Here is a 24,804-nt window from a genome sequence, read left to right as displayed (position 1 = left end):
CTTATTTAACAGAACCCCCAGTGATACCTTCAACATAATATTTTTGCATGAAGATAAAGAGTAGGGTAATTGGAATAGCAATTAGGACAGAGCCAGCAGTGAAGGCCATGAACCAGTTGTTAATGGTATCTGGTTGAAGCATTGAAAATAGTCCAATAGCAACAGTGTATTTGCTAGTTGCGTCGCCAAGGATAACTTGCGCGAAGATGAAATCAATCCAAGGTCCCATAAAGGCTAACAAAGCAGTATAAACAATAATTGGTTTTGATAGCGGTAGCGTAATCTTGAAAAAGATATCCATACGAGTCGCTCCATCAATCATGGCAGATTCATCGAGCGAATATGGGATTGTATCAAAGAAACCTTTTGCAATGTAGAAACCAAGGGCAGCACCAGCTGAGTAAACCAAGACCAAAGCCGTAAGGGTTTGGGTTAAGCCTAAGGCTTTAAGAATATAATAAACAGCAATCATGCTCATAAAGCCTGGGAACATATTGAGTACCAAAGCCAGCTTCAAAAAGCCATTACGGTGTTTAAACTTGATTCGACTGAGAGAATAAGCCATAGCAACTGTGATAAAAGTTGAAATGATACAAGTCCAAGTTGCTACCATGAAGGTATTGATAAACCATCTTCCAAATGGGAAGGTTTCATTGGTAAAGAGTTTGATATAGTTATCTAAAGTGAATGTTTTTGGTAAAAAATAACCAACATAGGCTGTACCTTCACCACGAAAACTGGTTAGAACAACCCAAGCAATTGGAAAGAGCCAAAAAAGTGATAGGACAATCAGAATGGCATAAACCAAGCCTAATTGGAAACGTCTTTTATTTTTCATTATTTAACAGCTCCTTCCTTGTATGATGCCGTTCTAGTATAGGCTAAAAGACTAAAGATGGCAGAAACTGCAAAAATTAAGATACCAACGACAGAAGCGAGGTTATAGTCCGCAGCAGTAACGGTTAATTTGTATAGCCAAGTAACTAATAAGTCAGTTGTTCCCGCTTGATAGTATTGAGAGTTTGTAGGACCACCACCAGTAAGCAAATAAATGACGTTGAAATTATTAATATTACCAATAAATTGTTGAATCAAATTTGGCGTCATAATGAGTAATATCTGCGGGAAGGTAATTGATTTAAAGACTTGGAACTTACTTGCCCCGTCAATTTCAGCTGCTTCAATTTGTTCACTTGGTAGGTTCATAATAATACCTGTTGCAATTAACATGGTAAATGGAATACCTATCCACATATTAACAAAGATGATTGAAAATTTAGCCCAAATAGGATCAGATAAAAATGGTAAAGAATGGTGAATAAGGCCAAGCTTATGCAATAATGCATTCACGGGACCCTCGTCATTAAGCAGGTTTCTCATAATTAAAAGGGAGATAAACTGAGGAACTGCGATAGTAATGACGAAAATGGTTCGCCACATCTTTTTAAATTTCAAACCTTTGGTATTAATCAATAAAGCCAAAATAATACCAAAGAAGAAGTTTGTAATGGTAGCAAAAACGGCCCAAATCAATGTCCAAGAAAAGACTGGGAAAAAGGTGTCAGCCATTCGACCAGAAAAAATGTTACCAAAGTTGGTGAAGCCAACCCAATCAAAAAGTGATTTAGGAGGTAAATGGTTATGGTCAAAATTGGTGAATGCTAAACAAATCATATAGATTAAGGGAAGAATGGTAAATAATAAAACACCAATCAATGGTACAGCCATCAAGGTCATGTGGAAACGACCATTTGCCAGGGTTTTAAAATCATCTTTAAAACTAGGAATCTTTTCACCTTTATTTTTTAGTTCAAAAAGATGGCTTGCGCTTTTAAGGTTACACCAGTAAATATAGGCAAAAACAAGGCAAAAAATAAGTGAGGCTAAACCGAAGATGAGCATTAACATCGAATTATCCCCATCTACAGCAACTTGCATTTTTATACCATCGATAACTTTAGTTACCATTCCTTGTGTTTGGGTACCTAAGGTTATTAAACCTTTAATGGCAGGTATAATTTGGGTCACAAAAGCAATCAGAAATGCGATTTCACTGATGAGGAAAAGTGTTCCTTTAATGAATTGCTTATTCACTAAATTTGCAAACCCCATGATGATAGCTGAAAGTTTAATATCCCAGCCTCCATTTTTTAGGGCTTCACTCACAGATACTTGTTTTTTCAAGTTAGTGTGATTCATAAAAATCTCCTTTTCTAGGACTTAGTGTTCAATTATCTCAAAATAAATAGTTGCAAAGGGTCACTCAGTAGATAAATGTTACTTAAATCTTTAAAAGCTTAAAGATTTAAGTAGCACTATGCTACTTAAACAGATAAAACAAGTAGGAGTGGAACCAAACCCCAGATAATCATTACGGAGTACGGTCCCACTCCTTAGGATGAGTAGACAACCTATATTGAGTAGTTCCTCACTCAGTCTTGTTTATGATCTGATAATAGTGAACTATTATTTTGTAGAAGCGATATCTTTATCAAATTGTTGTAATTTAGTTAGGTAATCAGCTTCTTGAATTTTACCATTGAAAGTATCACTTAAAATAGCTGCACTTTCAGTCCAGAATGTTGCCATTTGGCTTAATTTAGGCATTACAACTGTGTAATCTTTTGAAGATCCCATTGTAATAACTGTTTTGGCAAGTTCATTTGACTGAACTTCTTCTGATGATTGAATCTCTTTGTTAGCAGGTACGATATGACGTGTTTTAAATTGATTTTCTTGGCTTTCAGCACTTGTTAAGTAAGAAGCAAGTTTATAGCTTGCTGCAATACGTTTAGTATCACCTTTAGCAGGTGCTTGGTTAACAGCGTATAATTTAACACCAAGGAATGCTTTTTGTTGAACTTCTTCACCACCGATAGTCACTTTTGGATAAACAGCAACACCAAGTTTGTCTTTACCGATAGCTTTTTGTGCAGCTTCGTAATCCCAAGGACCTGATTCAAATGAGGCTACAGAACCGTCACCGAATTTAGACATAACGTTATTAGCATCTAAGCTAACAAATCCTTTGTTGTTCTTTTGATCAGCAATCCATTTAAGTACTGCTGCACCTTTTTCGTTACCCCAGTTAGTTCCTTTAGTATCTTCACCGTTTTCACCAAACAATGTGTTGCCAACAGACATGAATAAAGGACCAGTTACGTAAGCATTAGCTTGTTTGAAGGTACCACCAAATGTTGCTTTGCTTGTAATTGCATCATAAGATGTGATATCTTCAGCGCTTAATTTTTCTTTATTATAGAAAAGAACTTGTGATTCAATTCCAAATGGGAAAGCATAAGTTTTGCCTTTATATTGAGCACCTACAATTGCTTGATCAGTCGCAGTTGCAACAATATCTTTAGTGTATTGTTCTGGTACTTCTTGAATAGTTCCAGATTCTACTAATTGACCAAGTTGGTCGTGAGGAAGTGAAAATACGTCAGCAGCAGTAGTAGCATCTTTTTTGATTTTTTCTTGAGCTTTTGGATCTTCTGATTCAATAACTTTTACTTTATAACCAGAATCTTTCTCAAATTTAGCAACAGTATCTGCATAAGATTTTTTAGCCCCAGTTGGAACCCACAATTTAATTGTTTTTGAATCTGATGATGCTGATTCTGTTTTTCCTTTTGAGTCAGAAGCACAGCCCACTAAAAGTGTACTTGCAAGTGTTAAACTTGCTCCGCTAACGATAATTTTTTGCCATGATTTCATAGCCATTTCCTCCTAAGAAATATTTTATAATTATATTATGCAACCGTTTGCAGAAAAAGTCAATAGTTTTTTATCATTTTTTTGATTTTTTATCTTTCCTGAAGTCTTCTTGTCAAATCTTGCTTTTTTAAAAGATAAGGGTATAATGGAAAAAATAAGTATTTCATGAAAACAATTCGATAAAAGGAAAAACGAAATGGTAACAATTAAAGATGTTGCTCAAAAAGCTGGAGTAAATCCTTCAACCGTTAGTAGAGTATTAAAAGACAATCATTCAATTTCGGAAAAAACCAAAGAAAAGGTTCGCAAAGCCATGCATGATTTAGGCTATGTACCAAACGTCGCTGCACAAATGCTAGCAAGTGGATTGACTCATAATATTGGACTTGTATTCCCTCCAATTACGGTTACTGATCGTTTGAGCGAACCCTTCTTTATGCAAATTTTAACAACCATAACTAATGAAGCAAAGTCTCACCATTTTACGGTTTCAATTGCAACTGGTATGACTGTTGATGCGTTAGAAGAGCAAGTAAAATTAATGCATCTGCAAAAGAGAGTGGATGGTTTTATCATTTTGTATTCGGAACAAAATGATCCTGTTAGAAAGTATTTGATGGCTAACAAAATCCCATTTGTCATTGTCGGAGCTCCAGAAGGTGATGAAAATAAAATTACTTACATTGATAATGATAATCAACTCATGGCAAAAACAGCTGTCAATTATCTTTACGAAAAAGGCCACAGCAACATTCTCTTTATAACAGATGATTTACAGTCAGAGGTCGCATCAGAACGCTATATTGGCTATTTAAAAGGGTGCATCAAATTAGGCTTAGAATCTCATCAAATGCTTCTTTTTGACAGATCTGATCCAATAAATGTTGAAGAATTGATGCAAACAATTTCTAAGAAAAAAACGACAGCTTTAATCGTAATTGGAGACGTTTTGTCAGTCAGAATGATTCAATTATTGTCTTATTATGGCTTAAAAGTTCCTGATGATATTTCAATTATTACCTTTAATAATTCAACTTATTGTAAATTAGTTCATCCCTATTTAACAACATTTGACATTAATGTAGAAAACTTAGGTAAGACCAGTTTTAAACAATTAATGGAAATTATTAACACTAAGGAACAAACCCTAAGTCAAAAGATTTTTGTCCCCTTTACCTTAAAAGTCAGGGAAAGCATACGAAACATCAAAAAGTGACATTTTTCAGGAATGTCACTTTTTAATGTTGACTTACGCAAACGGTTGCGTTATAATTTCATCATAGTCACATTACTGAGGAGAAACATATGAACAATCGTGCAAGTGGAATTTTAATGCATATCAGCTCCTTACCTGGTCAATTTGGTATTGGTACATTTGGTAAGTCTGCATATGATTTCGTCGACTTTCTGAAAGAAAGCAAACAAACTTATTGGCAAATACTACCTCTAACAACCACAAGTTTTGGAGATTCACCTTATCAATCTTTTTCAGCAATAGCTGGAAATACCCATTTTATTGATTTCGAAGAACTTGAACAAAATGGTTACTTAGAAAAAAGTGATTACCAAGGGATTTCATTTGGCAATAATCCCGAAAGTGTCGATTATGCCTTAATTTTTAAAGAACGTCGCCCAATCTTGGAAAAAGCTGTATCAACCTTTTTGAAAAAACCAGAGGGTCTTAAGGCATTAGCTCAATTTGAAGAAAGAGCAAGCTGGGTTAAAGATTTTGCAGAGTTTATGGCCATTAAAGAACATTTTGGTAACAAAGCACTACAAGAGTGGGATGATGAATCCATTATTAAAAGAGATGAAAAAGCTTTGGAAACTTATCGTGAAAGATTGAGTGATCAGATAAATTATCATAAAGTTTGTCAATATTTCTTTTTTGAACAGTGGTCTGCCTTAAAAGCTTATGCCAATAAAAATGGTATTGACATTATTGGAGATATGCCTATCTATGTTTCGGCTGATAGTGTAGAAGTTTGGACCATGCCAGAATTATTTAAAGTAGACAGTCATAAAAAACCACTTTATATTGCTGGCGTTCCAGCGGATGGTTTCAGTGAAGATGGCCAACTTTGGGGCAATCCTATTTACAATTGGGAAAATCACGAAAAAACAGATTTTGCATGGTGGGTTTATCGCATTCAAGAATCTTGTAAACTATATGATAAAGTTCGGATTGACCATTTTAAAGGATTTTCTGATTTCTGGGAAATTCCTGGGGGAGATACAACTGCAAGAAATGGCCGTTGGCAATCAGCTCCTGGCTTCGAACTATTTGAAACCGTTCGTAAAGAATTAGGAGAACTGCCTATTATTGCTGAAAACTTAGGTTATATTGATGAGAAAGCAGAGCGTCTTCTTGCTTCGACTGGTTTCCCAGGAATGAAAATACTTGAGTTTGGTTTATATGATGAAACGAGTCAAAGCTTTGATTTACCACATAATTATGAAACAAATAGTGTCGTTTACACAGGAACTCATGATAATGAAGTAGTTAACGGTTGGTATGAAAACCTTACGGTTAAACAAGCTCAATTCGTGGATGCATACCTCAATAGATCTCATGAGGAGTCTATTACAGAAGCTATGCTTCGAACCATTTTTGCATCCGTAGGAGATATAGCTATTTTATGTATGCAAGATTTGCTTGATAAAGACGCTGACTCTCGCATGAATATGCCAAATACAGTTGGAGGCAATTGGCAATGGCGTATGCTTGAAAATGACTTAACTCCAGCCCATAAAGACTATTTAGTTTATCTAACGGAATTGTATGGCCGTGTTAATCAGAAAGAGTTACATTAACAAAATAGGAAAAGAGGATAACATGACAACATTTACAACTTTTACTGAGAAAAGACTTGGAAAACCATTAGCAGAAGCAAGCAATGAAGAAATTTATCTGTCATTACTTAACTTTGTCAAAAATGCAGCTAGTGAAAAATCAAAAAATACAGCAAAACGCAAAGTTTACTATATTTCAGCTGAGTTCTTGATTGGTAAATTGCTGTCAAATAATCTCATCAACTTAGGGATTTATAAAGAAATCAAAGAGGAATTAGCTCAAGCTGGAAAATCCATTGCTGAAGTGGAAGATGTTGAATTAGAACCATCCTTGGGAAATGGAGGGCTTGGACGTTTAGCATCATGTTTCATTGATTCTATTTCAAGTTTAGGGATTAATGGTGAAGGTGTTGGTTTAAATTATCATTGTGGCCTTTTCAAACAAGTCTTTAAAGATAACCAACAAGAAGCAGAACCAAACTATTGGATTGAGGATCAATCTTGGTTGGTACCAACTGAAATTTCTTATCAAGTGCCGTTTAAAAACTTTACTTTGACATCACGTTTAGATCGTATAGATGTCTTAGGGTATAAACGTGATACTAAAAATTATTTAAATCTCTTTGATATTGAATCTGTTGATTACCATTTAATTAAAGATGGTATTTCCTTTGATAAAACAGAAATTCAAAAGAATTTAACACTTTTCTTATATCCAGATGATTCTGACCGTAATGGGGAATTGTTACGTATTTACCAACAATACTTTATGGTTTCAAATGCTGCTCAATTGATTATTGATGAAGCAATAGAACGTGGATCAAATCTTGAAGATTTAGCAGAATACGCTTACGTTCAAATTAATGACACACATCCTTCAATGGTTATCCCAGAGTTGATTCGTCTACTGACTGAAAAACATGGATTTGAATTTGAAAAAGCAGTATCTATAGTTAAAAATATGGTTGGTTACACAAACCATACCATTTTGGCAGAAGCTCTTGAAAAATGGCCTTTAGATTACTTGAATGAAGTTGTTCCACACCTTGTCACAATTATTGAAAAATTAAATGATTTCATTGCTTCTGAAATTAGTGAACCGGAACTTCAGATTATTGATGAAGCTGGACGTGTTCACATGGCACATATGGATATTCATTTTGCAACAAGTGTTAACGGGGTAGCTGCACTTCACACAGAAATCCTTAAAAACAGTGAATTAAAAGCATTCTATCAATTATATCCTGAAAAATTTAATAATAAAACGAACGGCATTACCTTCCGTCGTTGGTTAGAATTTGCAAACCAAGATTTAGCAGATTATATTAAAGAATTGATTGGTGATGACTATTTAACGGATGCCACCAAGCTTGAAAAATTATTAGCTTTTGCAGATGATCGTCAAGTACATGCTAAATTGGCTGAGATTAAACACCAAAACAAACTAGCCCTAAAACGTTATTTAAAAGATAATAAAGGTATTGAGTTGGATGAAAACTCAATCATTGATACTCAAATTAAACGTTTCCATGAATACAAACGTCAACAAATGAATGCTCTTTATGTCATTCATAAATATTTAGAAATCAAAAAGGGTAACTTACCTAAACGTAAAATCACTGTTATTTTTGGTGGAAAAGCAGCACCAGCTTACATCATTGCTCAAGATATTATCCATTTAATTCTATGCTTGTCAGAGCTCATTAATAACGATCCTGAAGTGAGCCCTTACTTAAATGTTCATCTTGTTGAAAATTATAATGTAACCGTTGCAGAACACTTAATTCCTGCAAGTGATATTTCAGAACAAATCTCATTGGCTTCTAAAGAAGCATCTGGAACAGGTAACATGAAATTCATGCTCAATGGTGCTTTAACATTGGGAACAATGGATGGTGCCAATGTTGAAATTGCTGAATTAGCAGGAATGGATAACATTTATACCTTTGGTAAAGATTCAGATACCATCATTAATCTCTATGCAGATGGTGGTTATGTGTCTAAACACTATTATGATATACATCCAGAAATTAAAGCAGCAGTTAATTTTATTATTAGCCCAGAAATGTTAGAAGTCGGCAATGTTCAACGTTTAGAACGTCTTTACAAAGAATTAATCAACAAAGATTGGTTTATGACTCTCATTGACCTTGCTGAATACATTGACGTGAAAGAAAAAATGCTGGCAGATTATGAGGACCAAGACTTATGGATGACAAAAGTTGTTCATAACATTGCCAATGCTGGATTCTTCTCTTCTGATCGTACAATTGAACAATACAATCAAGATATTTGGCATTCAAACTAAGAAAAAATCAGGAATAATTCCTGATTTTTTTGTCTATATGTCATCCTTAGTGTATTAAGAGTGAATGGAAAATGATGTCTTGATCAGAGAAATGTTCTTTCAAGTATTCAACAATTTCCTGATAGAGACTGGCAATCTTCGCTCTTTTTTCTGGAAATTCATGCCCAATATAGTGGAACTGACACTCAATGGTTAGGAACAATTCATGAAATAAATCATTGATAAGATCCAGCATGTCTACGAGTTTTTGATCTTTTTGAAAAACGTCAGGCAATTCTTGATCTTGTCCTAAAAAAGGGTCTTTGACGGTTAAGGGATAAGTTCCATATTCTAAACAAAGTTCGTAGGTCATGAGTTTCTCCTTTTAAAATGAAAGGTATTTGGAAGTCATTCTCGAAATGAAATCCCTTTCTTAATGTCATTTTGTCACAAATTGGAGAAGACGTCAATTATTTTGGATTTTGTGAAAAAGTGGTCAAGCTAATATTTTGCTTCTCGAAAGCAGATACGGTTATAATAGAATGTAAAACTTTTGTTAGTATAGGAGATAGTATGTCAGAAAAAATCAGAGTCTTACTCTATTATAAATATGTTCCCATCGAAGATGCCCAAGCATACGCAGCAAAACATTTAGAGTTTTGTAAATCAATAGGACTAAAAGGTCGTATTATTATTGCTGATGAGGGGATTAACGGAACAGTTTCAGGTGACTATGAAACAACTCAAAAATATATGGATTGGGTTCATAGTGATGAACGTTTCTCAGACCTTTGGTTTAAAATGGATGAAGAAGAAGAACAAGCTTTCAAGAAAATGTTTGTTCGCTACAAAAAAGAAATTGTTCACCTAGGTCTAGAGGATAATCAATTTGATGAAGATATTAATCCTTTAGAAGTTACAGGTCAATACCTTAATCCTAAAGAATTCAAAGAAGCGCTCTTGGATGAAGACACTATTGTCCTGGATACCCGTAATGACTATGAATATGATTTAGGTCATTTCAGAGGAGCTGTTCGCCCAGATATTCGTAACTTTAGAGAGTTACCACAATGGGTACGTGATAACAAAGACAAGTTCATGGAAAAACGTGTTGTTGTTTACTGTACTGGTGGTGTTCGTTGTGAAAAATTCTCTGGTTGGATGGTTCGTGAAGGCTTTAAAGATGTTGGTCAACTTCATGGTGGTATTGCAACATACGGTAAAGATCCTGAAGTGCAAGGCGAACTTTGGGATGGCGCTATGTACGTTTTTGATGAAAGAATTTCAGTACCAATTAACCACGTTGATCCAACAGTCATCGCTAAAGACCACTTTGATGGTAGGCCATGTGAACGATATGTCAATTGTGCTAATCCATTCTGTAATAAACAAATCTTTGCTTCTGAAGAAAATGAAGCTAAATATGTGCGTGGATGCTCACCAGAATGCCGTGCCCATGAGAGAAATCGTTATGTCTCAGAAAATGGTTTGAGCCGTCAAGAATGGGCAGCTAGACTTGAAGCCATAGGTGAAACACTTCCACAAGTAGAAACTGTTTAATAGAAATCTAGATTTTATATCTAGATTTTTTTTGTTTTCAAATATGCTATAATATTGTCTACAATACTAAGAAAGAAGTGGTTGTGTGGCGAAAATAGAATCAATTTTTCAAATAAACAAAATGGATTGCCCAAGTGAGGAACAACTCGTAAGAATGGCTTTATCAGATTTCAAAAAGGTTGATCTCATGACAGTGGATTTTGACAAAAGGCAAGCTAAGATAATTCATGAGGAAGATTCTCAGGCATTATTTTCTGCCATTGATACCTTAAACCTCGATGCACACTTGGTGAGTGACAAAGAGATAAATGAAGATAGTTTTTCATCAGGCAATCAAGAAATCCAAGGGGTTATTTTAGGACAAGTCCTTCTTATTAATCTGACATTTTTTATCATTGAAGTGTTATCAGGTTATCTCTTTAAATCAGTTGGCTTGTCGGCAGATGGATTGGATATGTTGGCAGATAGTTTTGTCTATTTATTAGCCTTGTTATCCATTGGAAAACCATTCAAAAATAAAAAAAGAGTTGCCTCCTTAGCAGGCTATTTGCAAATGTTTCTTGCAACCATTGGTTTTAGCCAAGTGATTTTCCGAGTTATTAACCATGATTATGTACCAAACAGTTATGGCATGCTTTTTGTTGCCATTTTAGCTTTAGCAGCTAACCTTGTTTCCTATCTTTTTTTAGCAAAAACCAATCAAGAAGAAGTCCATATGAAAGCAAGCAAAATCTTCACCTCCAATGACATTGTTATAAATCTTGGATTAATTGTAAGTACTGTTCTCGTGCATTTGCTCCATTCCCCAATACCAGATCTTCTTATTGGTACCATTGTTTTTGCCATTGTCCTCAAAGGGGCTTTCAAGATTTTAAGCATTTCAAAGTAAGAAGGTCTATATGTATCATTTTCAGAAACCACCATTAGTTTTATCAGGATTAATCCTAGGGCTAGTCGCTTTAGCAAATCTCCTTTCGAATTATAATAATCATGTCAAATTACCACTGATGGCAATTGCACTATGCTTATATGGCTTACTAATTTATGGAATTGTAAGGAATAAAGAAATAGCGATGAAACAATTAAAGTCACCTTTAGTCGCTTCTGTATTCCCCACCTTTTTCATGGTGACTATGCTCTTAGCTAGCCAATTGGTTCACTATCATTTGAAAGGCCCTGGCCAAGTCCTTTGGTGGTTTGGATGCATTGGGGATTTGGTCTTGATGACTTATTACATCCTCCGTTTTGTTCTTGCTTTTTCTTGGGATAATGTCTTTCCATCCTGGACGGTCTTGTTTGTCGGCATAGCCATGACGGCCTTAACAGCCCCTACCTCTGGTGCCTACTTTCTTGGACAATGCGTTTTTTGGCTTTGTCTTTCAGCAACCTTTCTTATTTTTCCAGTCATTTACAAAAAGACCTATCACATAGGCCTACCCGAAGCAAATCTCCCAAACATTTCGACCTTTTGTGCCCCATTATCTCTCTTATTAGCTGGGTATTTGGTGACTTTCGCTACTCCAAATCCCTTACTTGTCATCTTATTGATGGTCATTTCCCAAGCTGTCTATTTTTTTGTTTTGGTTCAGCTCCCCAAACTACTCAATCGTCCTTTCAATCCAGGATTTTCAGCCTTCACATTCCCCTTTGTCATTAGTGCAACCTCCTTAAGAATGGCGGTTCATTATTGCCGATTGGAAAAGATGCTCGGTTTGCTAGTGACGATAGAAGTTCTGATTGCAACTGGATTAGTTGCCTATGTCCTAGTGACCTATCTCATTTATTTATGCAAAAAAGAAGTAAGCCAATAGGCTTACTTCTTTTGTAAAACAATGATTAACGAGCAACACGACGACGTGCAGCTTTTTTGCGATTTTCTTCAACAAAAGCCATTTTTTCTTCTTCAGGGTCGATGATGGTTTTTTTAACCGCAAAGACAGCACCAGCGACTGTTGCAGCGGTAGCCACAACTCCTGTTGCTAACCCTTTAATAAATGAATAATTTTTTGACATAATCTTTCTCCGTTTCTAACTTTAGCCCTAAAAATTAGGCCAAGTCTTATGTTATAATATATGGTAACGAAAAAAAGGTTAAATATCAAGAAAAAGATGTTTTTAGCAGGCTTTTTCATCAGAAAGTTTGAAATGACAAAAAAAGAAAAAATTATTGTAATTGTCGGACCCACTGCAGTTGGTAAAACAGCTTTGGGGATCCAAGTGGCTCAAGCCTTTAATGGAGAGATTATTTCTGGAGATAGTCAGCAGGTCTACCGCCATTTAGACATTGGTACTGCAAAGGCTAGCCAAGAAGAACAAGAAAGTGCGGTACACCATCTTATTGATATCAGAGATGTAACCCAAAACTATTCGGCTTTTGATTTTGTTCAGGATGCTCTAGAGGCTATTAAAGACATCCTTTCAAGAGGGAAAATTCCAATCATTGTAGGTGGCACAGGTCTTTATATCCAAAGTCTATTAGAGGGCTATCATTTAGGTGGAAACCTGGATCAAAGCGCTCTATTAGCTTATCGTCAAGAGCTTGAATCATTATCTGATGAGGCATTACTTGATTTAATGGCTGAAAAAAACATTTCCCTAAAGGAATGGACAAGAAGGCGAGCTATACGAGCCATAGAGTTAGACCGTTTTGGTAAAGATCTGCAGAATCAGGAATTTCCTTACGAATTCATGCTCATTGGATTAAATGATGACCGTTCTTACATTTATGAACGTATTAATCAACGGGTAGACCAAATGCTAGAAATGGGTCTCATTGAAGAAGCAAAGTGGCTCTATGAACATTATCCTCAGGTCCAGGCTAGTCGTGGGATTGGTTATAAGGAACTTTTTCCTTATTTTGAGGGAGAAATCTCTCTTGAAGAAGCTAGTCAAAACTTGAAACAAAATACGCGACGCTTTGCTAAGAGACAATTAACTTGGTTTCGTAACCGAATGGATGTAACCTTCTATCCTATTAGTGAAGAATCCTATCCCATAAGAATCATAAATGATATCAAGATATTTCTGGAAAATAAGGCTCAAGATGACTAGCTTTTCCTCCTATTAGCTTCAGAAATTATGTTATAATAGAGATTACGGAATTTGGAGGAAAGAGCAATGGTAATGACAGAAACAAATGTCAAACAAGAACGGGTCATTCTGTTAGGGGTAGCTCTTCAAAAAACAGAAAATGTCGACATGTCTATGGAAGAATTAGCTAGTTTAGCCAAAACAGCTGGTGCGGAAGTTGTCGGCTCCTATACTCAAAAGCGTGAAAAATATGACAGTAAAACCTTTATTGGATCTGGAAAGTTAGAAGAATTAAAAGCAATGGTAGAAGCTGAGGAAGTGGATACTGTTATTGTCAATAATCGTCTCACACCGCGGCAAAATTCTAATTTAGAAGCTGCACTGGAAGTGAAAGTCATTGACCGCATGCAGTTAATTTTAGATATATTTGCCATGAGGGCTAGGAGTCATGAGGGTAAATTACAGGTCCATCTAGCGCAACTCAAATACATGCTGCCACGATTAGTGGGACAGGGGATCATGCTCAGTCGTCAAGCGGGCGGGATCGGGAGTAGAGGACCTGGTGAAAGTCAGTTGGAATTAAATAGACGGTCTATTCGGCATCAAATTTCTGATATTGAAAGACAGCTGGCCTTGGTTGAAAAAAACCGTCAAACCATTAGAGATAAAAGAATTGCTTCTGATACCTTTAAAATTGGCTTAATTGGATACACTAATGCTGGTAAATCAACCATTATGAATGTTCTAACAGATGATAAGCAGTATGAAGCTAATGAATTGTTTGCAACACTTGATGCCACTACTAAACAAATCTATTTACAAAACCAGTTCCAGGCAACTTTAACGGATACTGTTGGTTTTATTCAAGATTTACCAACAGAATTGGTAGCAGCTTTTAAATCGACATTAGAAGAGAGTCGACACGTTGACTTACTCTTACATGTTATTGATGCGAGTGATCCAAATCATTCTGAACACGAAAAAGTGGTTCTTGATATTTTAAAAGATTTAGAGATGTTAGACATTCCTCGATTAGCTATTTACAATAAAATGGATCAGACCAATCATCTAACAGCGACAGCTTTTCCAAACGTAAGGCTTTCTGCTAAAGAAAAAGGAAGCCGTAATCTTTTACGGCGTATCATTGTTGATCAAATCAGAGATATTTTAGAGCCATTTAGTATTAATGTGCATCAAGATAAAGCCTACAAACTCTTTGATTTAAACAAAGTTGCCTTGCTTGAGCCTTATGATTTTGAAGAGGAATACGAAATGATTTCGGGTTATATTGCCCCAAAAAACAGATGGAGATTAGAAGAATTATATGATTGATTACATCAATTTAGCAAAGACCTATGGAGGTTTTACCACCTTAGATAGTCAATACCTCAATGTTCTTTTGACAGGTTTGACACATGATCAAAAATTAAAAGTAATCACGCCTCCACCAAGTGTTATCAATGCTTATTTTGCAGAGATGTATCAAAAACAAGGACCGAAAGCTGCTACAGATTATTATTTTCAGCTAACACAGGCTTTAGAACTTTATCAGGATCAACCCTCCTTTAAGGAGTTTAAACCCTTTGTTCGCTTGAATTTAGCTGGAGAATCCTATGGTTTTTCCTATGAAAAAGGACAGGAAATTGCTAGGGTTTTTGCTGAAAAAGAGACGACAACTAATGAAACTCTCCTTTTTCAGTTAGCAGAAATTTTTCCCCATTATGTCATTTACCAAGAAGAAAACACTATCAAAATGCAGGAATTGACCTTTAATGATGATAATCTTAAAGAACTTAATCTGCCTGAAGTACTCTTAAGCCGTGTCTTTGTTGGAGACAATTTAACGCTTATAAAGGGATATAATGCTGACGAAGTATCACAACTTGCCAAAAACTACCCTGGAAAAAGCTATTATCAGTTTCACCAAAGAGAATGTATCATCTATCAAGTGAATTAGAAGGAACAGATAAGACCAATGGAATTACAATTTTTAGGAACAGGTGCGGGACAGCCAGCAAAACAGCGCAATGTCTCTAGCCTTGTTTTGAAACTATTAGACGAAATTAACGAAGTCTGGATGTTTGATTGCGGAGAAGGAACACAAAGACAGATTTTAGAGACAAGCATCAAACCTCGTAAAATTCAAAAAATTTTTATTACCCATTTACATGGGGATCATATCTTTGGTTTGCCTGGTTTTCTTTCAAGTCGTGCCTTTCAAGCCAGTGAAGAGCAGACAGATATTGAAATATTTGGCCCCTTGGGTATTAAATCCTTTGTCCAAAATAGTTTAGCCATTTCTGGGACACGTTTGCCATATAAAATCCATTTTCATGAATTTACGGACAAAGATATGGGTAAAATCATGGAAACGGATAAATTTCTTGTCTATGCCGAAAAGCTAGCGCATACCATTTTTTGTATGGGTTATCGAGTCGTCCAAAAAGATTTAGAGGGAACCTTGGACGCAGAGGCTTTAAAGAAAGCTGGAGTTCCTTTCGGTCCCCTATTTGGGAAAATTAAGAATGGGCAAGACATTGTTTTAGATGATGGTCGCCAGATACTTGCAAAAGATTATATTTCTGAGCCTAAAAAAGGGAAGGTCATTACCATTCTTGGAGATACTCGAAAAACACCTGCTAGCCAACGCTTGGCGTTAAATGCAGATGTTTTAGTTCATGAATCCACCTATGGGAAAGGTGATGACCGAATTGCTAGAAATCATGGTCATTCTACAAATATGCAAGCAGCACAAATTGCAAAAGATGCCAATGTAAAACGTCTACTCTTAAATCATGTGTCAGCACGATTTTTGAGTCGTGATTGTCGTCAAATGGAAAAAGATGCGGCTAGCCTGTTTGAAAATGTTAAAATTGTCAAAGATCTAGAGGAAGTAACAATATAATGTCACAACGCACAATATTAATAACTGGGGCATCAGGAGGATTAGCGCAAGCTATCATTAATCAACTGCCCCAAGAAGATTTCTTAATATTACTTGGTCGTGATCAAGATAAACTGGAAGAAATGTATGTCAATCATCCCCATAAAGTATGTATTGGTTTGGATATCACAGATGGTCAAGCCATTCAACAGACCTTAGCGGACATTCAAAACCGTTATGGGTTCATTGATATTCTCATAAACAATGCCGGCTTTGGGGCTTTTAAGACTTATCAGGAATTTACTAGATCTGAAATCGAAGACATGTTTAAGGTTAATACCTTGGCTTCCATTGATTTTGCTAGATTAGTGGCCAAGGATATGGAAAGGCGAAAACAGGGACATATTATCAATATTGTTTCAATGGCTGGATTAATAGCATCTACCAAATCCAGTATCTATTCGGCAACTAAGTTTGCCATGATTGGATTTTCAAATGCTTTACGTTTAGAACTTGCCGACCACCATGTCTTTGTCACAACTGTTAATCCTGGACCTATTGCCACCCAATTTTTTGATCAAGCGGATCCAAGTGGTAACTACCTGAAAAGTGTTGAAAAGTTCACCTTATCACCCCAACAAGTTGCTAAAAAAATTGTTGCTTCTTTTGGAAAAAATAAGCGGGAAATCAATCTCCCATTGACGCTTGCTGTGACCCACAAATGCTACACCCTCTTTCCGCATATTTCTGATTTTCTTGCAAGAAAGGTATTCAATTATAAATGATAGAAGCCAAATATGATTGGAAAATAGAGCAAGAGAAGCCAGATGATGGCTTCTTTAAGCTTGCCAAAAAAAATGGACTAACTGAACTGTCTGCGCAAATTCTTTTTGAGAGAGGTATTAGTAGTCAAGAAGCTATGGACCATTTCTTAAGAGCGGATTTAGCTGATTTACATGATCCTTTTCTGCTCAATGACATGGAAAAAGCCGTTAATAGGATTCGTCAAGCTATTGAAAACTATGAACAGATTTTGATTTATGGTGATTATGATGCTGATGGTATGACATCAGCATCTATTATGAAAGAAACCCTTGAAATGTTAGGGGCAGAAGTCTTAGTCTATCTCCCAAATCGATTCACTGATGGCTATGGTCCTAATCTGAGTGTTTATAAATATTTTATGAATCAAGAGAAGGTTTCCTTGATTCTGACAGTTGACAATGGTGTTTCTGGGCATGAGGCTATTTCTTATGCGCAAGCCAATGGGGTTGATGTGATTGTGACCGATCACCATAGTCTTCCTAATCAACTACCAGAAGCTTTTGCTATTATCCACCCAGAGCATCCAAATGCAGATTACCCTTTTAAAAAGTTAGCGGGTTGTGGCGTTGCTTTTAAATTAGCTACGGCTTTGCTTGATGGTGTTCCTACCGAATTATTGGATTTAGTCGCCATTGGCACCATTGCTGATATGGTCAGTTTGACAGATGAAAATCGGATTTTAGTCAAAAATGGGCTTCATGTTTTGAAATCAAGTGAGCGAGTGGGCCTTCAAGAGTTAATGGCTTTATCACAAGTGGACTTTGACCATTTTGATGAAGAAGTGGTTGGTTTTAAATTAGCCCCTCAACTAAATGCTTTAGGACGATTGGATGATCCAAATCCAGCTATTGAACTGTTAACGGGTTTTGATGAGGAAGAGGCGCAAGGCATAGCCAGGATGATTAATGGTAAGAATGAAGAGCGGAAAGCTCTGGTTCAAACCATTTTTGAGGAAGCTATCGCCATGGTGGACACTCAGAAACCTGTTCAAGTCTTGGCTAAAGAAGGTTGGCATCCTGGAGTATTGGGGATTGTTGCTGGCCGCATCATGGAGGAAACGAGTCAAACAGTCCTAGTTTTAGCTATCGAGAATGGTTTCGCCAAGGGTTCGGCACGCAGTATTGAAGCTATTAATATTTTTAAGGCTTTAAACCATAGTAAGGACTTATTAACAGCTTTCGGTGGGCATGAAGGTGCAGCCGGAATGACCTTACCCGTTGAAAATATTCCCTTATTATCTGAGGCCCTTTGTCATTATGTGACTGAGAATGAAATAGATTGGACTGTTAAAAATAGTCTCAAGATTGATCATGAACTTCAGTTAGAAGAGATAAGCCTTGAAACCATTAAAAACCTCAATTTTTTGGCACCGTTTGGTATGGATCATCCTCAGCCTATTTTTCTGATGAAAGATTTTCAGGTCATTCAAGCTAGGACCCTGGGCGCTGATAATAAACACTTGAAATTTAGAATAAGAAAGGGTTCCTCAGAGGTAGATGTTTTGGCCTTTAACCAAGGTCATCTCTTGCAAGAATTCCAACAAAGTCAAGGACTAGAATTAGCAGTTACCCTTTCTGTCAATGTCTGGAATGGATGCACTAGTCTGCAATTAATGCTGATTGATGCGCGTGTGATGGGAATTCAATTATATGATATTAGGGCAAAGAAATATGACATTCCAAATCACCTGCATTCCGTATTTGACAGTAATGACAGTAAAGAAGCTGTTTTGGATTATATACCAGAGGAGACGCACCGTCTATTTGAAGCTTTTAAGGATCGCGAATTCACAGCTATCTATTTCAAAAATCTCATCGATAAGCCCTATTACCTAAGTGGTTATGGGACAAAGGATCAATTTACCAGACTTTATAAAACCATTTACCAATTTCCAGAATTTGATGTCCGTTATAAACTAACTGAACTGAGCAACTATTTGAAAATTGATAAAATATTACTAATCAAAATGATTCAAATATTTGAAGAACTGGAATTTGTTACCATTATAGATGGAGTTATGACTGTCAATAAAGGGGCAAGCAAAAAAGCAATAGCAAACAGTCAAATCTATCAAAATCTAAAAGAATTGGTTAAAATTCAAGAAATAATGGCCTTAGGAACACCACAAGAAATCTATCAATTTCTCAAGGAAAATAGCAAAGCTAAGGAGAATGAAGTAGACAGTTGAGATTGAGCTTCCCTGCTTTTTCAGAATTTACGAAAGCTATTATTCGTGATATAATAAAGAGTATTTTATTAAGCAACTTTTGCTAGAAAGAAACAAGAAAGATTATGAATTTAACACATTACATTGCATCAATTGAAAATTATCCCAAAGAAGGGATTACCTTCCGTGACATTTCCCCATTAATGGCTGATGGTAAAGCTTATAGCTATGCTATTCGTGAAATCTGTCAATACGCTGCTGATAAAGAAATTGACATGATTGTCGGACCTGAAGCGCGTGGATTTATCATTGGATGCCCTGTTGCAGTGGAATTAGGAATTGGTTTTGCACCAGTTCGTAAACCAGGTAAATTGCCACGTGAAGTTGTCTCAGCAGACTATGAGAAAGAATATGGTTTAGACACCTTAACAATGCATTCTGATGCCATTAAACCAGGCCAACGCGTTTTGATTGTAGATGACTTGTTAGCAACTGGAGGAACGGTCAAAGCCACTATTGAAATGGTTGAAAAGCTTGGTGGTGTTGTTGCTGGTTGTGCCTTCCTTATTGAACTAGATGGTTTAAATGGTCGCCAAGCTCTTGGTGATATTGATTATAAGGTTCTAATGAACTTCCCTGGCTAAGCCTTTCATCTAAAAAAGAAGAGATTTTCCTTGTAAAATCTTAGAGTAGAGGTATTATGAGCTTTTTTGAAAACTACAAGTCAGGCAATTTGGTTTATCCAAGTGCCTTACTTTTTCATTTTAAAGATATTTTTACAAATACAGACGATTTTCTGGTTTGGCAGTTTTTCTATTTGCAAAATACAACACGAATAGATGACCTAGCCCCAAGTCAGATTGCTACCGCACTCGGTAAATCAGTAGCTGATGTCAATCGTTCCATTTCCAGTCTAACCAGTCAGGAGCTTTTAGATATCAAAACCATCAAAGTGGGAGATGAAATAGAGACCATTATTGATGCTAGTCCAGTTTTAGAAAAATTGGATCAGTTGGTGACCCAATCTAAGGAGCAACCAGTTCATGATGAGGATCAAGGAAATCAGTTCAAACAGATTGTTTCGGAATTTGAAAGAGAACTTGGACGTTTTCTCAGTCCTTTTGAATTGGAAGACTTGGAAAAGACTGTTAAAGAGGATAAAACTGATATCGACCTGATTCGTGAAGCCTTAAAGGAAGCTGTTTTTAATGGCAAAACAAACTGGAAATACATTCAAGCCATTTTAAGAAATTGGCGTAAAGAAGGCATTACCAATCTTTATCAAGTTGAAGAAAGAAAGAGGGCGCGTGAAGAAGCTAATACGTCTCAAGTTTCCCTTTCAGATGATTTTCTTTCAGCAATGAATCTTTGGAGTGACTAATGAAGATTGGAAAAGTAAGGCTTAAAAAAATAATGGCTATTATTACTGACATGTTCCCAGAAGCAAAAGGAGAACTGGAATGGGAAAAACCCTATCAGTTATTAATTGCTGTCATCTTGTCAGCTCAAACGACAGATAAAGCTGTTAACAAAGTTACCCCATTTTTATGGGCAAAATACCCTAATTTAGAGGATTTGGCGAGTGCAAATCTTACTGATGTCGAATTAATCCTAAAAAGTATTGGTCTTTACAAAACCAAGGCTCGAAATATTATCAAAACAGCTCAAATTTTAGTGGACAATTACAATGGTCAAGTGCCCAAAACGCACAAAGAATTGGAAACCTTACCAGGAGTTGGTAGAAAAACGGCAAATGTTGTGCTTGGAGAAGTATATGCTATTCCTGGAATTGCAGTAGATACACATGTCTCTCGAGTAGCTAAACGACTCAATATTTCCTCGCAAGATGCTGATGTTAAAGAAATTGAAGCTGACTTAATGCAAAAAATTCCTAAAAAGGATTGGGTTATCAGTCATCATCGTTTGATTTTTTTCGGCCGTTACCATTGTTTGGCTAAAAATCCTAAATGTGAGGTTTGCCCACTTCAAAGTTATTGTCTTTATTATAAAAACAAAGAAGGAAAGCTGAAACCGTAAGCTTTCTTTTTTTATAGGCTTGATTTTGTTATAATAAAACAAGACACCATTAGAAAGATATGACACATGGAAATTAATTTATCACACCGTTTACAAGAAGTAGCAGCCTTTATTCCAAAAGGGACTAAATTATTAGATGTAGGAAGCGATCATGCCTATTTACCCCTTTATCTCTTGGAACAGCAAATAATCACTGCAGCAATTGCCGGTGAAGTTGTCAAGGGCCCCTTTGAATCAGCCCAACATAATATCGCGCAAACAGACTATGCTGATCAGATTGAGGCGCGTTTAGCCAGTGGCTTAGATGCTATGGAAGCTTCAGATCAGGTCAATGTCATTACTATCTGTGGTATGGGTGGCAGATTGATCAGTAACATTTTAGAAGCTGGCAAATCAAAATTAGAAAAGATTGACCGACTTGTTTTACAACCCAATAACCGTGAAGATGAGTTACGCCAATGGTTATGTGAGAATAACCTTCGCATTGTTGCTGAAAAAATAGTCTATGAAAACGACAAATTTTACGAAATAATAGTTGTAGAACCTGGGGAAATGCGACTCAATGAGACCGAATGTCGTTTTGGTCCTTTCTTGGCAAAAGAAAAATCACCCCACTTTATGGCTAAGTGGCAACGTGAGTCTGAAAAATGGCAACAAGCCCTAGCGTGTGTTCCACTTGAAAACAAGGATGACCGCTCAGCCATTCTCCAAAAAATAGAAACAATAAAGGAGATGATCCAATATGAAAGCTAGTCAAGTCATTGAACGCTATGAAGCGTACTGTCCTAAGGCATTATCAATGTCTGGAGATGTGGTAGGACTTCAAATTGGCCATCTTGATCAGGATGTTCAGAAGGTCATGGTCACTTTAGATGTTCGAGAACAAACCGTGGCTGAAGCCATCGAAAAAGGCGTAGATTTAATCATTACCAAACACGCCCCTATTTTTAAAGGTATTAAAGATTTGGTCTCCAGTCCACAACGTGATATCTTATTGGATCTGGTTAAGCATGATATTGCTGTTTATGTTAGTCATACCAACATTGATATTGTTAACAATGGTTTAAATGACTGGTTCTGTCAGCTTTTAGACATCAAAAATACAGAATATTTATCTGAAACACAGGAAGGTCAAGGCATCGGTCGTGTTGGAGATATCGAACCAATGCCTATGGAAGATTTTGCATTGAAGGTGAAAGACACTTTTTCTCTAGATGCTGTTCGTTTAATTCGTTATGATAAGCAAAATCCGAGCATATCACGAGTTGCTATTTGTGGTGGCAGTGGCGATGATTTTTATAAAGATGCCCTTGCCAAAGGTGCAGATCTCTATGTGACTGGAGATATCTATTACCATACTGCTCAAGAAATGCTAACGGATGGCCTTTTGGCAATTGATCCTGGTCATCATATTGAATCGCTTTTTATCAGTAACATCTGTCAATTATTAGAAAAATGGAAGAATGAAGACAAGTGGTCTATTGACATTATTGCCAGTCAAGTTTCAACCAACCCATTTTCACATCTATAGTAGGAGTTTCTCATGAACTGGTTACATCAGCAAAATCCAGTCTTTTTAGCCTTTTTAGCAGGTCTCTTTACATGGGTCTGTACAATTTTTGGAGCCGCTATCGTATTTTTTTTCAAAAGAATTAGTCGAAAATTGCTAGATACCATGATGGGCTTTGCCGCTGGAGTCATGATAGCGGCATCATTTTGGTCCTTATTGGCTCCTTCGATTGACTTTGCTAAGGCGGATTATGGTTCTCTAGCCTGGATACCAGCAGCAGTTGGTTTTTCATTTGGTGCTTTATTTTTGAGAGCCATCGACGCTATTGTCCCCCACTTGCATTTGGATAAAGAGTTATCACAAATGGAAGGGATACAACCTGATAAAAAATTGTCCAAAACAGCCTTGCTTTTTTTAGCAATCACTATTCATAATATACCAGAAGGATTGGCTGTTGGTGTCACTTTTGGTGCACTATCACAAGGGAATATGACACAAGCAGCTTTGATAGGTGCTTTAAGTCTCGCACTTGGAATTGGTTTACAAAATATACCAGAAGGAGCGGCACTCTCTATTCCAATTAGAGCCGATGGGAAATCACGCCTTAAAGCCTTTTATTGGGGGTCCATGTCTGCCATTGTTGAACCTATTGGTGCAGTCATTGGCGCTGCCTTAGTGATTATGATGTTGCCCATTTTACCTTATGCTTTGTCTTTTGCAGCGGGAGCCATGCTTTTTGTAGTTGTCGAAGAATTAATTCCTGAATCTCAAACAAACGGTAATACAGACTTGGCCACAATGGGATTGATGCTTGGTTTTGTTATTATGATGGTCATGGATGTTGCATTAGGATAAGGAGAATGAAGTGAAAATTGCAATCATTGGAGCAGGAATAGTAGGTGCAACAGCAGCCTTCTATTTGAGAAAACATCAGATGTCAGATGTGACCATCTTTGATTATGGTAAAGGACAGGCTACGAAAGCTGCAGCAGGTATTATTTGTCCCTGGTTTTCCAAAAGACGCAACAAAGCTTGGTATGCATTAGCCAGTCAAGGGGCCGATTTTTACCTAGAGCTAATAGAAGATTTAGAGTGCATGGGAATTGCTTGCGATTTTTATGCACGTAATGGTGTTCTTTTATTAAAAAAAGACCCAAGTAAACTAGACCAACTTTATCAGCTTGCACAAAATCGTAAAAGCCAATCTCCTTTGATTGGTGAACTGGCTCTTTTAACCAAAAGTGAGATTCAAGCTTTTTTTCCTCATTTGCAAGGCTGTGAAAAGGCTATTTACGCAGAAGGCGGAGCAAGAGTTGATGGTAAAAAATTATGCCAACAATTAATAGCCGCATCACAATATCCCGTCATTACAAAGAAAGTCACAATTCAAAGACAAGGCAAGCAATATCTTGTTGATGGTCAGGTTTATGACAAAGTTCTTTTAGCAACCGGTGCTTGGTTACCAGAAATACTTGAACCCTTAGGCTATCAAGTAGATATTAGGCCACAAAAAGGGCAGCTCATAGATTTTCGTCTTTTAAGTTTTGAAAGTGACCACTTGCCAGTGGTAATGCCAGAGGGAGAAATTGATATTATTCCCTTTACAGATGGCCGTGTGTCTATAGGGGCTAGTCATGAAAATGAGCTTGGCTACGATCTGACCCCAGATCAATCGGTTTTAGAAGGGTTAGAAAAAGATGGAAGAGCCTTTCTTCCTAAACTAGCAACTAGTGATGAAAAGGACTATCGGGTTGGAACTAGAGCCTATACCAGTGATTTCTTGCCATTCTATGGTCAAATTCCCGGAATGAGCAATTGCTATGCCAGCAGTGGCCTTGGATCGTCTGGTTTAACAGTAGGACCACTCATCGCCAGAGAACTAGTCGCAATGCTACTGGGGGACCCATTACGCTTGCCATTTGAAAACTACCCCATCCAAAACTATATAAGCTACGGAAATATGTGACATCACACCTAAAAAATGGTAAAATGTT

At 36.7% G+C, this 24,804-nt stretch carries 24 protein-coding genes; 19 read left to right on the top strand and 5 right to left on the bottom strand.

Annotation, left to right across the window (positions count from 1 at the left end):
- Window position 1: 1 nt before the first annotated feature.
- From DQM95_RS06220 to DQM95_RS06210, 3 genes are all read right to left on the bottom strand, one after another.
- Window positions 2–838, bottom strand: coding sequence for a sugar ABC transporter permease (locus DQM95_RS06220; RefSeq protein WP_012658632.1), 837 nt, complete (start codon window positions 836–838; stop codon window positions 2–4).
- The gene (locus DQM95_RS06215) at window positions 838–2,199 is read right to left on the bottom strand and encodes a carbohydrate ABC transporter permease (RefSeq protein ID WP_012658631.1); all 1,362 of its coding nucleotides are present in this window, start codon (window positions 2,197–2,199) and stop codon (window positions 838–840) included. Before DQM95_RS06215 ends, DQM95_RS06220 begins: the two co-directional genes overlap by 1 nt.
- Before the next feature lie 267 nt (window positions 2,200–2,466).
- A complete protein-coding gene (locus DQM95_RS06210; protein ID WP_037591928.1) occupies window positions 2,467–3,717 on the bottom strand; it encodes an extracellular solute-binding protein in 1,251 nt (416 codons plus the stop codon).
- 196 nt (window positions 3,718–3,913) lie between these two features.
- On the opposite strand from DQM95_RS06210, the gene DQM95_RS06205 reads away from it, so the two are divergent.
- From DQM95_RS06205 to glgP, 3 genes are all read left to right on the top strand, one after another.
- Complete coding sequence (locus DQM95_RS06205) at window positions 3,914–4,933, top strand: LacI family DNA-binding transcriptional regulator (protein WP_012658629.1); 1,020 nt, start codon at window positions 3,914–3,916, stop codon at window positions 4,931–4,933.
- A gap of 89 nt (window positions 4,934–5,022) precedes the next feature.
- Window positions 5,023–6,531 carry a 4-alpha-glucanotransferase gene (malQ, locus tag DQM95_RS06200; RefSeq protein ID WP_046388136.1) on the top strand — a complete coding sequence of 503 codons (1,509 nt, stop codon included), beginning with the start codon at window positions 5,023–5,025 and terminating at the stop codon, window positions 6,529–6,531.
- 22 nt (window positions 6,532–6,553) lie between these two features.
- On the top strand, window positions 6,554–8,818 hold the full coding sequence (gene glgP, locus DQM95_RS06195; protein ID WP_037591930.1) for a glycogen/starch/alpha-glucan family phosphorylase: 2,265 nt from the start codon (window positions 6,554–6,556) through the stop codon (window positions 8,816–8,818).
- Window positions 8,819–8,864: 46 nt separating this feature from the next.
- Here glgP and DQM95_RS06190 read toward each other — a convergent pair whose 3' ends face one another.
- Window positions 8,865–9,170, bottom strand: a complete 306-nt coding sequence (locus DQM95_RS06190; RefSeq protein WP_012658626.1) for a hypothetical protein — start codon at window positions 9,168–9,170, stop codon at window positions 8,865–8,867.
- A 200-nt stretch (window positions 9,171–9,370) separates the two neighbouring features.
- Here DQM95_RS06190 and trhO point away from each other — a divergent pair, with 200 nt between their 5' ends.
- The 3 genes from trhO to DQM95_RS06175 all read left to right on the top strand — a co-directional run bounded on the left by trhO (window position 9,371) and on the right by DQM95_RS06175 (window position 12,168).
- Window positions 9,371–10,357, top strand: a complete 987-nt coding sequence (trhO, locus tag DQM95_RS06185; protein WP_037591933.1) for an oxygen-dependent tRNA uridine(34) hydroxylase TrhO — start codon at window positions 9,371–9,373, stop codon at window positions 10,355–10,357.
- 85 nt (window positions 10,358–10,442) lie between these two features.
- A complete protein-coding gene (locus tag DQM95_RS06180) occupies window positions 10,443–11,246 on the top strand; it encodes a cation transporter (RefSeq protein WP_037591936.1) in 804 nt (267 codons plus the stop codon).
- A 10-nt stretch (window positions 11,247–11,256) separates the two neighbouring features.
- Window positions 11,257–12,168 (top strand): TDT family transporter, encoded by a 912-nt coding sequence (locus tag DQM95_RS06175; RefSeq protein ID WP_037591938.1) that lies wholly within the window; start codon window positions 11,257–11,259, stop codon window positions 12,166–12,168.
- Between the two features lie 25 nt (window positions 12,169–12,193).
- Here DQM95_RS06175 and DQM95_RS06170 read toward each other — a convergent pair whose 3' ends face one another.
- Window positions 12,194–12,370, bottom strand: coding sequence for a DUF3042 family protein (locus DQM95_RS06170; RefSeq protein WP_012658622.1), 177 nt, complete (start codon window positions 12,368–12,370; stop codon window positions 12,194–12,196).
- 132 nt (window positions 12,371–12,502) lie between these two features.
- Between DQM95_RS06170 and miaA the strand changes: the two genes are divergently transcribed.
- The 13 genes from miaA to DQM95_RS06105 all read left to right on the top strand — a co-directional run bounded on the left by miaA (window position 12,503) and on the right by DQM95_RS06105 (window position 24,776).
- Window positions 12,503–13,408: a tRNA (adenosine(37)-N6)-dimethylallyltransferase MiaA gene (miaA, locus tag DQM95_RS06165; protein WP_037592493.1), complete on the top strand. Its 906-nt coding sequence runs from the start codon at window positions 12,503–12,505 to the stop codon at window positions 13,406–13,408.
- A gap of 72 nt (window positions 13,409–13,480) precedes the next feature.
- Window positions 13,481–14,719 (top strand): GTPase HflX, encoded by a 1,239-nt coding sequence (gene hflX / locus DQM95_RS06160; protein WP_012658620.1) that lies wholly within the window; start codon window positions 13,481–13,483, stop codon window positions 14,717–14,719.
- Complete coding sequence (locus DQM95_RS06155) at window positions 14,712–15,344, top strand: cystathionine beta-lyase (RefSeq protein ID WP_037591943.1); 633 nt, start codon at window positions 14,712–14,714, stop codon at window positions 15,342–15,344. The genes hflX and DQM95_RS06155 overlap by 8 nt, the downstream gene beginning before the upstream one ends.
- Before the next feature lie 18 nt (window positions 15,345–15,362).
- Window positions 15,363–16,292: a ribonuclease Z gene (gene rnz / locus DQM95_RS06150; protein ID WP_012658618.1), complete on the top strand. Its 930-nt coding sequence runs from the start codon at window positions 15,363–15,365 to the stop codon at window positions 16,290–16,292.
- A complete protein-coding gene (locus tag DQM95_RS06145) occupies window positions 16,292–17,056 on the top strand; it encodes an SDR family NAD(P)-dependent oxidoreductase (protein WP_012658617.1) in 765 nt (254 codons plus the stop codon). Before rnz ends, DQM95_RS06145 begins: the two co-directional genes overlap by 1 nt.
- Window positions 17,053–19,284 carry a single-stranded-DNA-specific exonuclease RecJ gene (gene recJ / locus DQM95_RS06140; protein ID WP_111685972.1) on the top strand — a complete coding sequence of 744 codons (2,232 nt, stop codon included), beginning with the start codon at window positions 17,053–17,055 and terminating at the stop codon, window positions 19,282–19,284. Before DQM95_RS06145 ends, recJ begins: the two co-directional genes overlap by 4 nt.
- Window positions 19,285–19,388: 104 nt before the next feature.
- Window positions 19,389–19,907 (top strand): adenine phosphoribosyltransferase, encoded by a 519-nt coding sequence (locus DQM95_RS06135; protein ID WP_012658615.1) that lies wholly within the window; start codon window positions 19,389–19,391, stop codon window positions 19,905–19,907.
- 56 nt (window positions 19,908–19,963) lie between these two features.
- On the top strand, window positions 19,964–20,644 hold the full coding sequence (locus DQM95_RS06130) for a DnaD domain-containing protein (RefSeq protein WP_037591945.1): 681 nt from the start codon (window positions 19,964–19,966) through the stop codon (window positions 20,642–20,644).
- Window positions 20,644–21,300: an endonuclease III gene (gene nth / locus DQM95_RS06125; RefSeq protein ID WP_037591947.1), complete on the top strand. Its 657-nt coding sequence runs from the start codon at window positions 20,644–20,646 to the stop codon at window positions 21,298–21,300. Before DQM95_RS06130 ends, nth begins: the two co-directional genes overlap by 1 nt.
- Before the next feature lie 66 nt (window positions 21,301–21,366).
- On the top strand, window positions 21,367–22,053 hold the full coding sequence (locus tag DQM95_RS06120) for a tRNA (adenine(22)-N(1))-methyltransferase (protein WP_037591949.1): 687 nt from the start codon (window positions 21,367–21,369) through the stop codon (window positions 22,051–22,053).
- Complete coding sequence (locus DQM95_RS06115; protein ID WP_012658611.1) at window positions 22,043–22,831, top strand: Nif3-like dinuclear metal center hexameric protein; 789 nt, start codon at window positions 22,043–22,045, stop codon at window positions 22,829–22,831. The genes DQM95_RS06120 and DQM95_RS06115 overlap by 11 nt, the downstream gene beginning before the upstream one ends.
- Before the next feature lie 12 nt (window positions 22,832–22,843).
- Window positions 22,844–23,665 carry a ZIP family metal transporter gene (locus DQM95_RS06110; RefSeq protein ID WP_037591952.1) on the top strand — a complete coding sequence of 274 codons (822 nt, stop codon included), beginning with the start codon at window positions 22,844–22,846 and terminating at the stop codon, window positions 23,663–23,665.
- Between the two features lie 10 nt (window positions 23,666–23,675).
- Window positions 23,676–24,776, top strand: a complete 1,101-nt coding sequence (locus tag DQM95_RS06105) for an NAD(P)/FAD-dependent oxidoreductase (RefSeq protein WP_037591955.1) — start codon at window positions 23,676–23,678, stop codon at window positions 24,774–24,776.
- Window positions 24,777–24,804 lie beyond the last annotated feature (28 nt).

The organism is Streptococcus uberis (genome assembly GCF_900475595.1).
GTDB classification, from domain to species: Bacteria; Bacillota; Bacilli; order Lactobacillales; family Streptococcaceae; genus Streptococcus; species Streptococcus uberis.
The sequence above is the reverse complement of the archived record's forward strand: the minus strand, read 5'-3'. Positions and strand labels throughout refer to the sequence as shown.

What these genes read in the sequence shown, in the direction of transcription:
- DQM95_RS06220 (WP_012658632.1), bottom strand. Translation starts at nt 838, where the DNA reads ATGAAAAATAAAAGACGTTTCCAATTAGGCTTGGTTTATGCCATTCTG.
- DQM95_RS06215 (WP_012658631.1), bottom strand. Translation starts at nt 2,199, where the DNA reads ATGAATCACACTAACTTGAAAAAACAAGTATCTGTGAGTGAAGCCCTA.
- DQM95_RS06210 (WP_037591928.1), bottom strand. Translation starts at nt 3,717, where the DNA reads ATGAAATCATGGCAAAAAATTATCGTTAGCGGAGCAAGTTTAACACTT.
- DQM95_RS06205 (WP_012658629.1), top strand. Translation starts at nt 3,914, where the DNA reads ATGGTAACAATTAAAGATGTTGCTCAAAAAGCTGGAGTAAATCCTTCA.
- malQ (WP_046388136.1), top strand. Translation starts at nt 5,023, where the DNA reads ATGAACAATCGTGCAAGTGGAATTTTAATGCATATCAGCTCCTTACCT.
- glgP (WP_037591930.1), top strand. Translation starts at nt 6,554, where the DNA reads ATGACAACATTTACAACTTTTACTGAGAAAAGACTTGGAAAACCATTA.
- DQM95_RS06190 (WP_012658626.1), bottom strand. Translation starts at nt 9,170, where the DNA reads ATGACCTACGAACTTTGTTTAGAATATGGAACTTATCCCTTAACCGTC.
- trhO (WP_037591933.1), top strand. Translation starts at nt 9,371, where the DNA reads ATGTCAGAAAAAATCAGAGTCTTACTCTATTATAAATATGTTCCCATC.
- DQM95_RS06175 (WP_037591938.1), top strand. Translation starts at nt 11,257, where the DNA reads ATGTATCATTTTCAGAAACCACCATTAGTTTTATCAGGATTAATCCTA.
- DQM95_RS06170 (WP_012658622.1), bottom strand. Translation starts at nt 12,370, where the DNA reads ATGTCAAAAAATTATTCATTTATTAAAGGGTTAGCAACAGGAGTTGTG.
- miaA (WP_037592493.1), top strand. Translation starts at nt 12,503, where the DNA reads ATGACAAAAAAAGAAAAAATTATTGTAATTGTCGGACCCACTGCAGTT.
- hflX (WP_012658620.1), top strand. Translation starts at nt 13,481, where the DNA reads ATGACAGAAACAAATGTCAAACAAGAACGGGTCATTCTGTTAGGGGTA.
- DQM95_RS06155 (WP_037591943.1), top strand. Translation starts at nt 14,712, where the DNA reads ATGATTGATTACATCAATTTAGCAAAGACCTATGGAGGTTTTACCACC.
- rnz (WP_012658618.1), top strand. Translation starts at nt 15,363, where the DNA reads ATGGAATTACAATTTTTAGGAACAGGTGCGGGACAGCCAGCAAAACAG.
- DQM95_RS06145 (WP_012658617.1), top strand. Translation starts at nt 16,292, where the DNA reads ATGTCACAACGCACAATATTAATAACTGGGGCATCAGGAGGATTAGCG.
- recJ (WP_111685972.1), top strand. Translation starts at nt 17,053, where the DNA reads ATGATAGAAGCCAAATATGATTGGAAAATAGAGCAAGAGAAGCCAGAT.
- DQM95_RS06135 (WP_012658615.1), top strand. Translation starts at nt 19,389, where the DNA reads ATGAATTTAACACATTACATTGCATCAATTGAAAATTATCCCAAAGAA.
- DQM95_RS06130 (WP_037591945.1), top strand. Translation starts at nt 19,964, where the DNA reads ATGAGCTTTTTTGAAAACTACAAGTCAGGCAATTTGGTTTATCCAAGT.
- nth (WP_037591947.1), top strand. Translation starts at nt 20,644, where the DNA reads ATGAAGATTGGAAAAGTAAGGCTTAAAAAAATAATGGCTATTATTACT.
- DQM95_RS06120 (WP_037591949.1), top strand. Translation starts at nt 21,367, where the DNA reads ATGGAAATTAATTTATCACACCGTTTACAAGAAGTAGCAGCCTTTATT.
- DQM95_RS06115 (WP_012658611.1), top strand. Translation starts at nt 22,043, where the DNA reads ATGAAAGCTAGTCAAGTCATTGAACGCTATGAAGCGTACTGTCCTAAG.
- DQM95_RS06110 (WP_037591952.1), top strand. Translation starts at nt 22,844, where the DNA reads ATGAACTGGTTACATCAGCAAAATCCAGTCTTTTTAGCCTTTTTAGCA.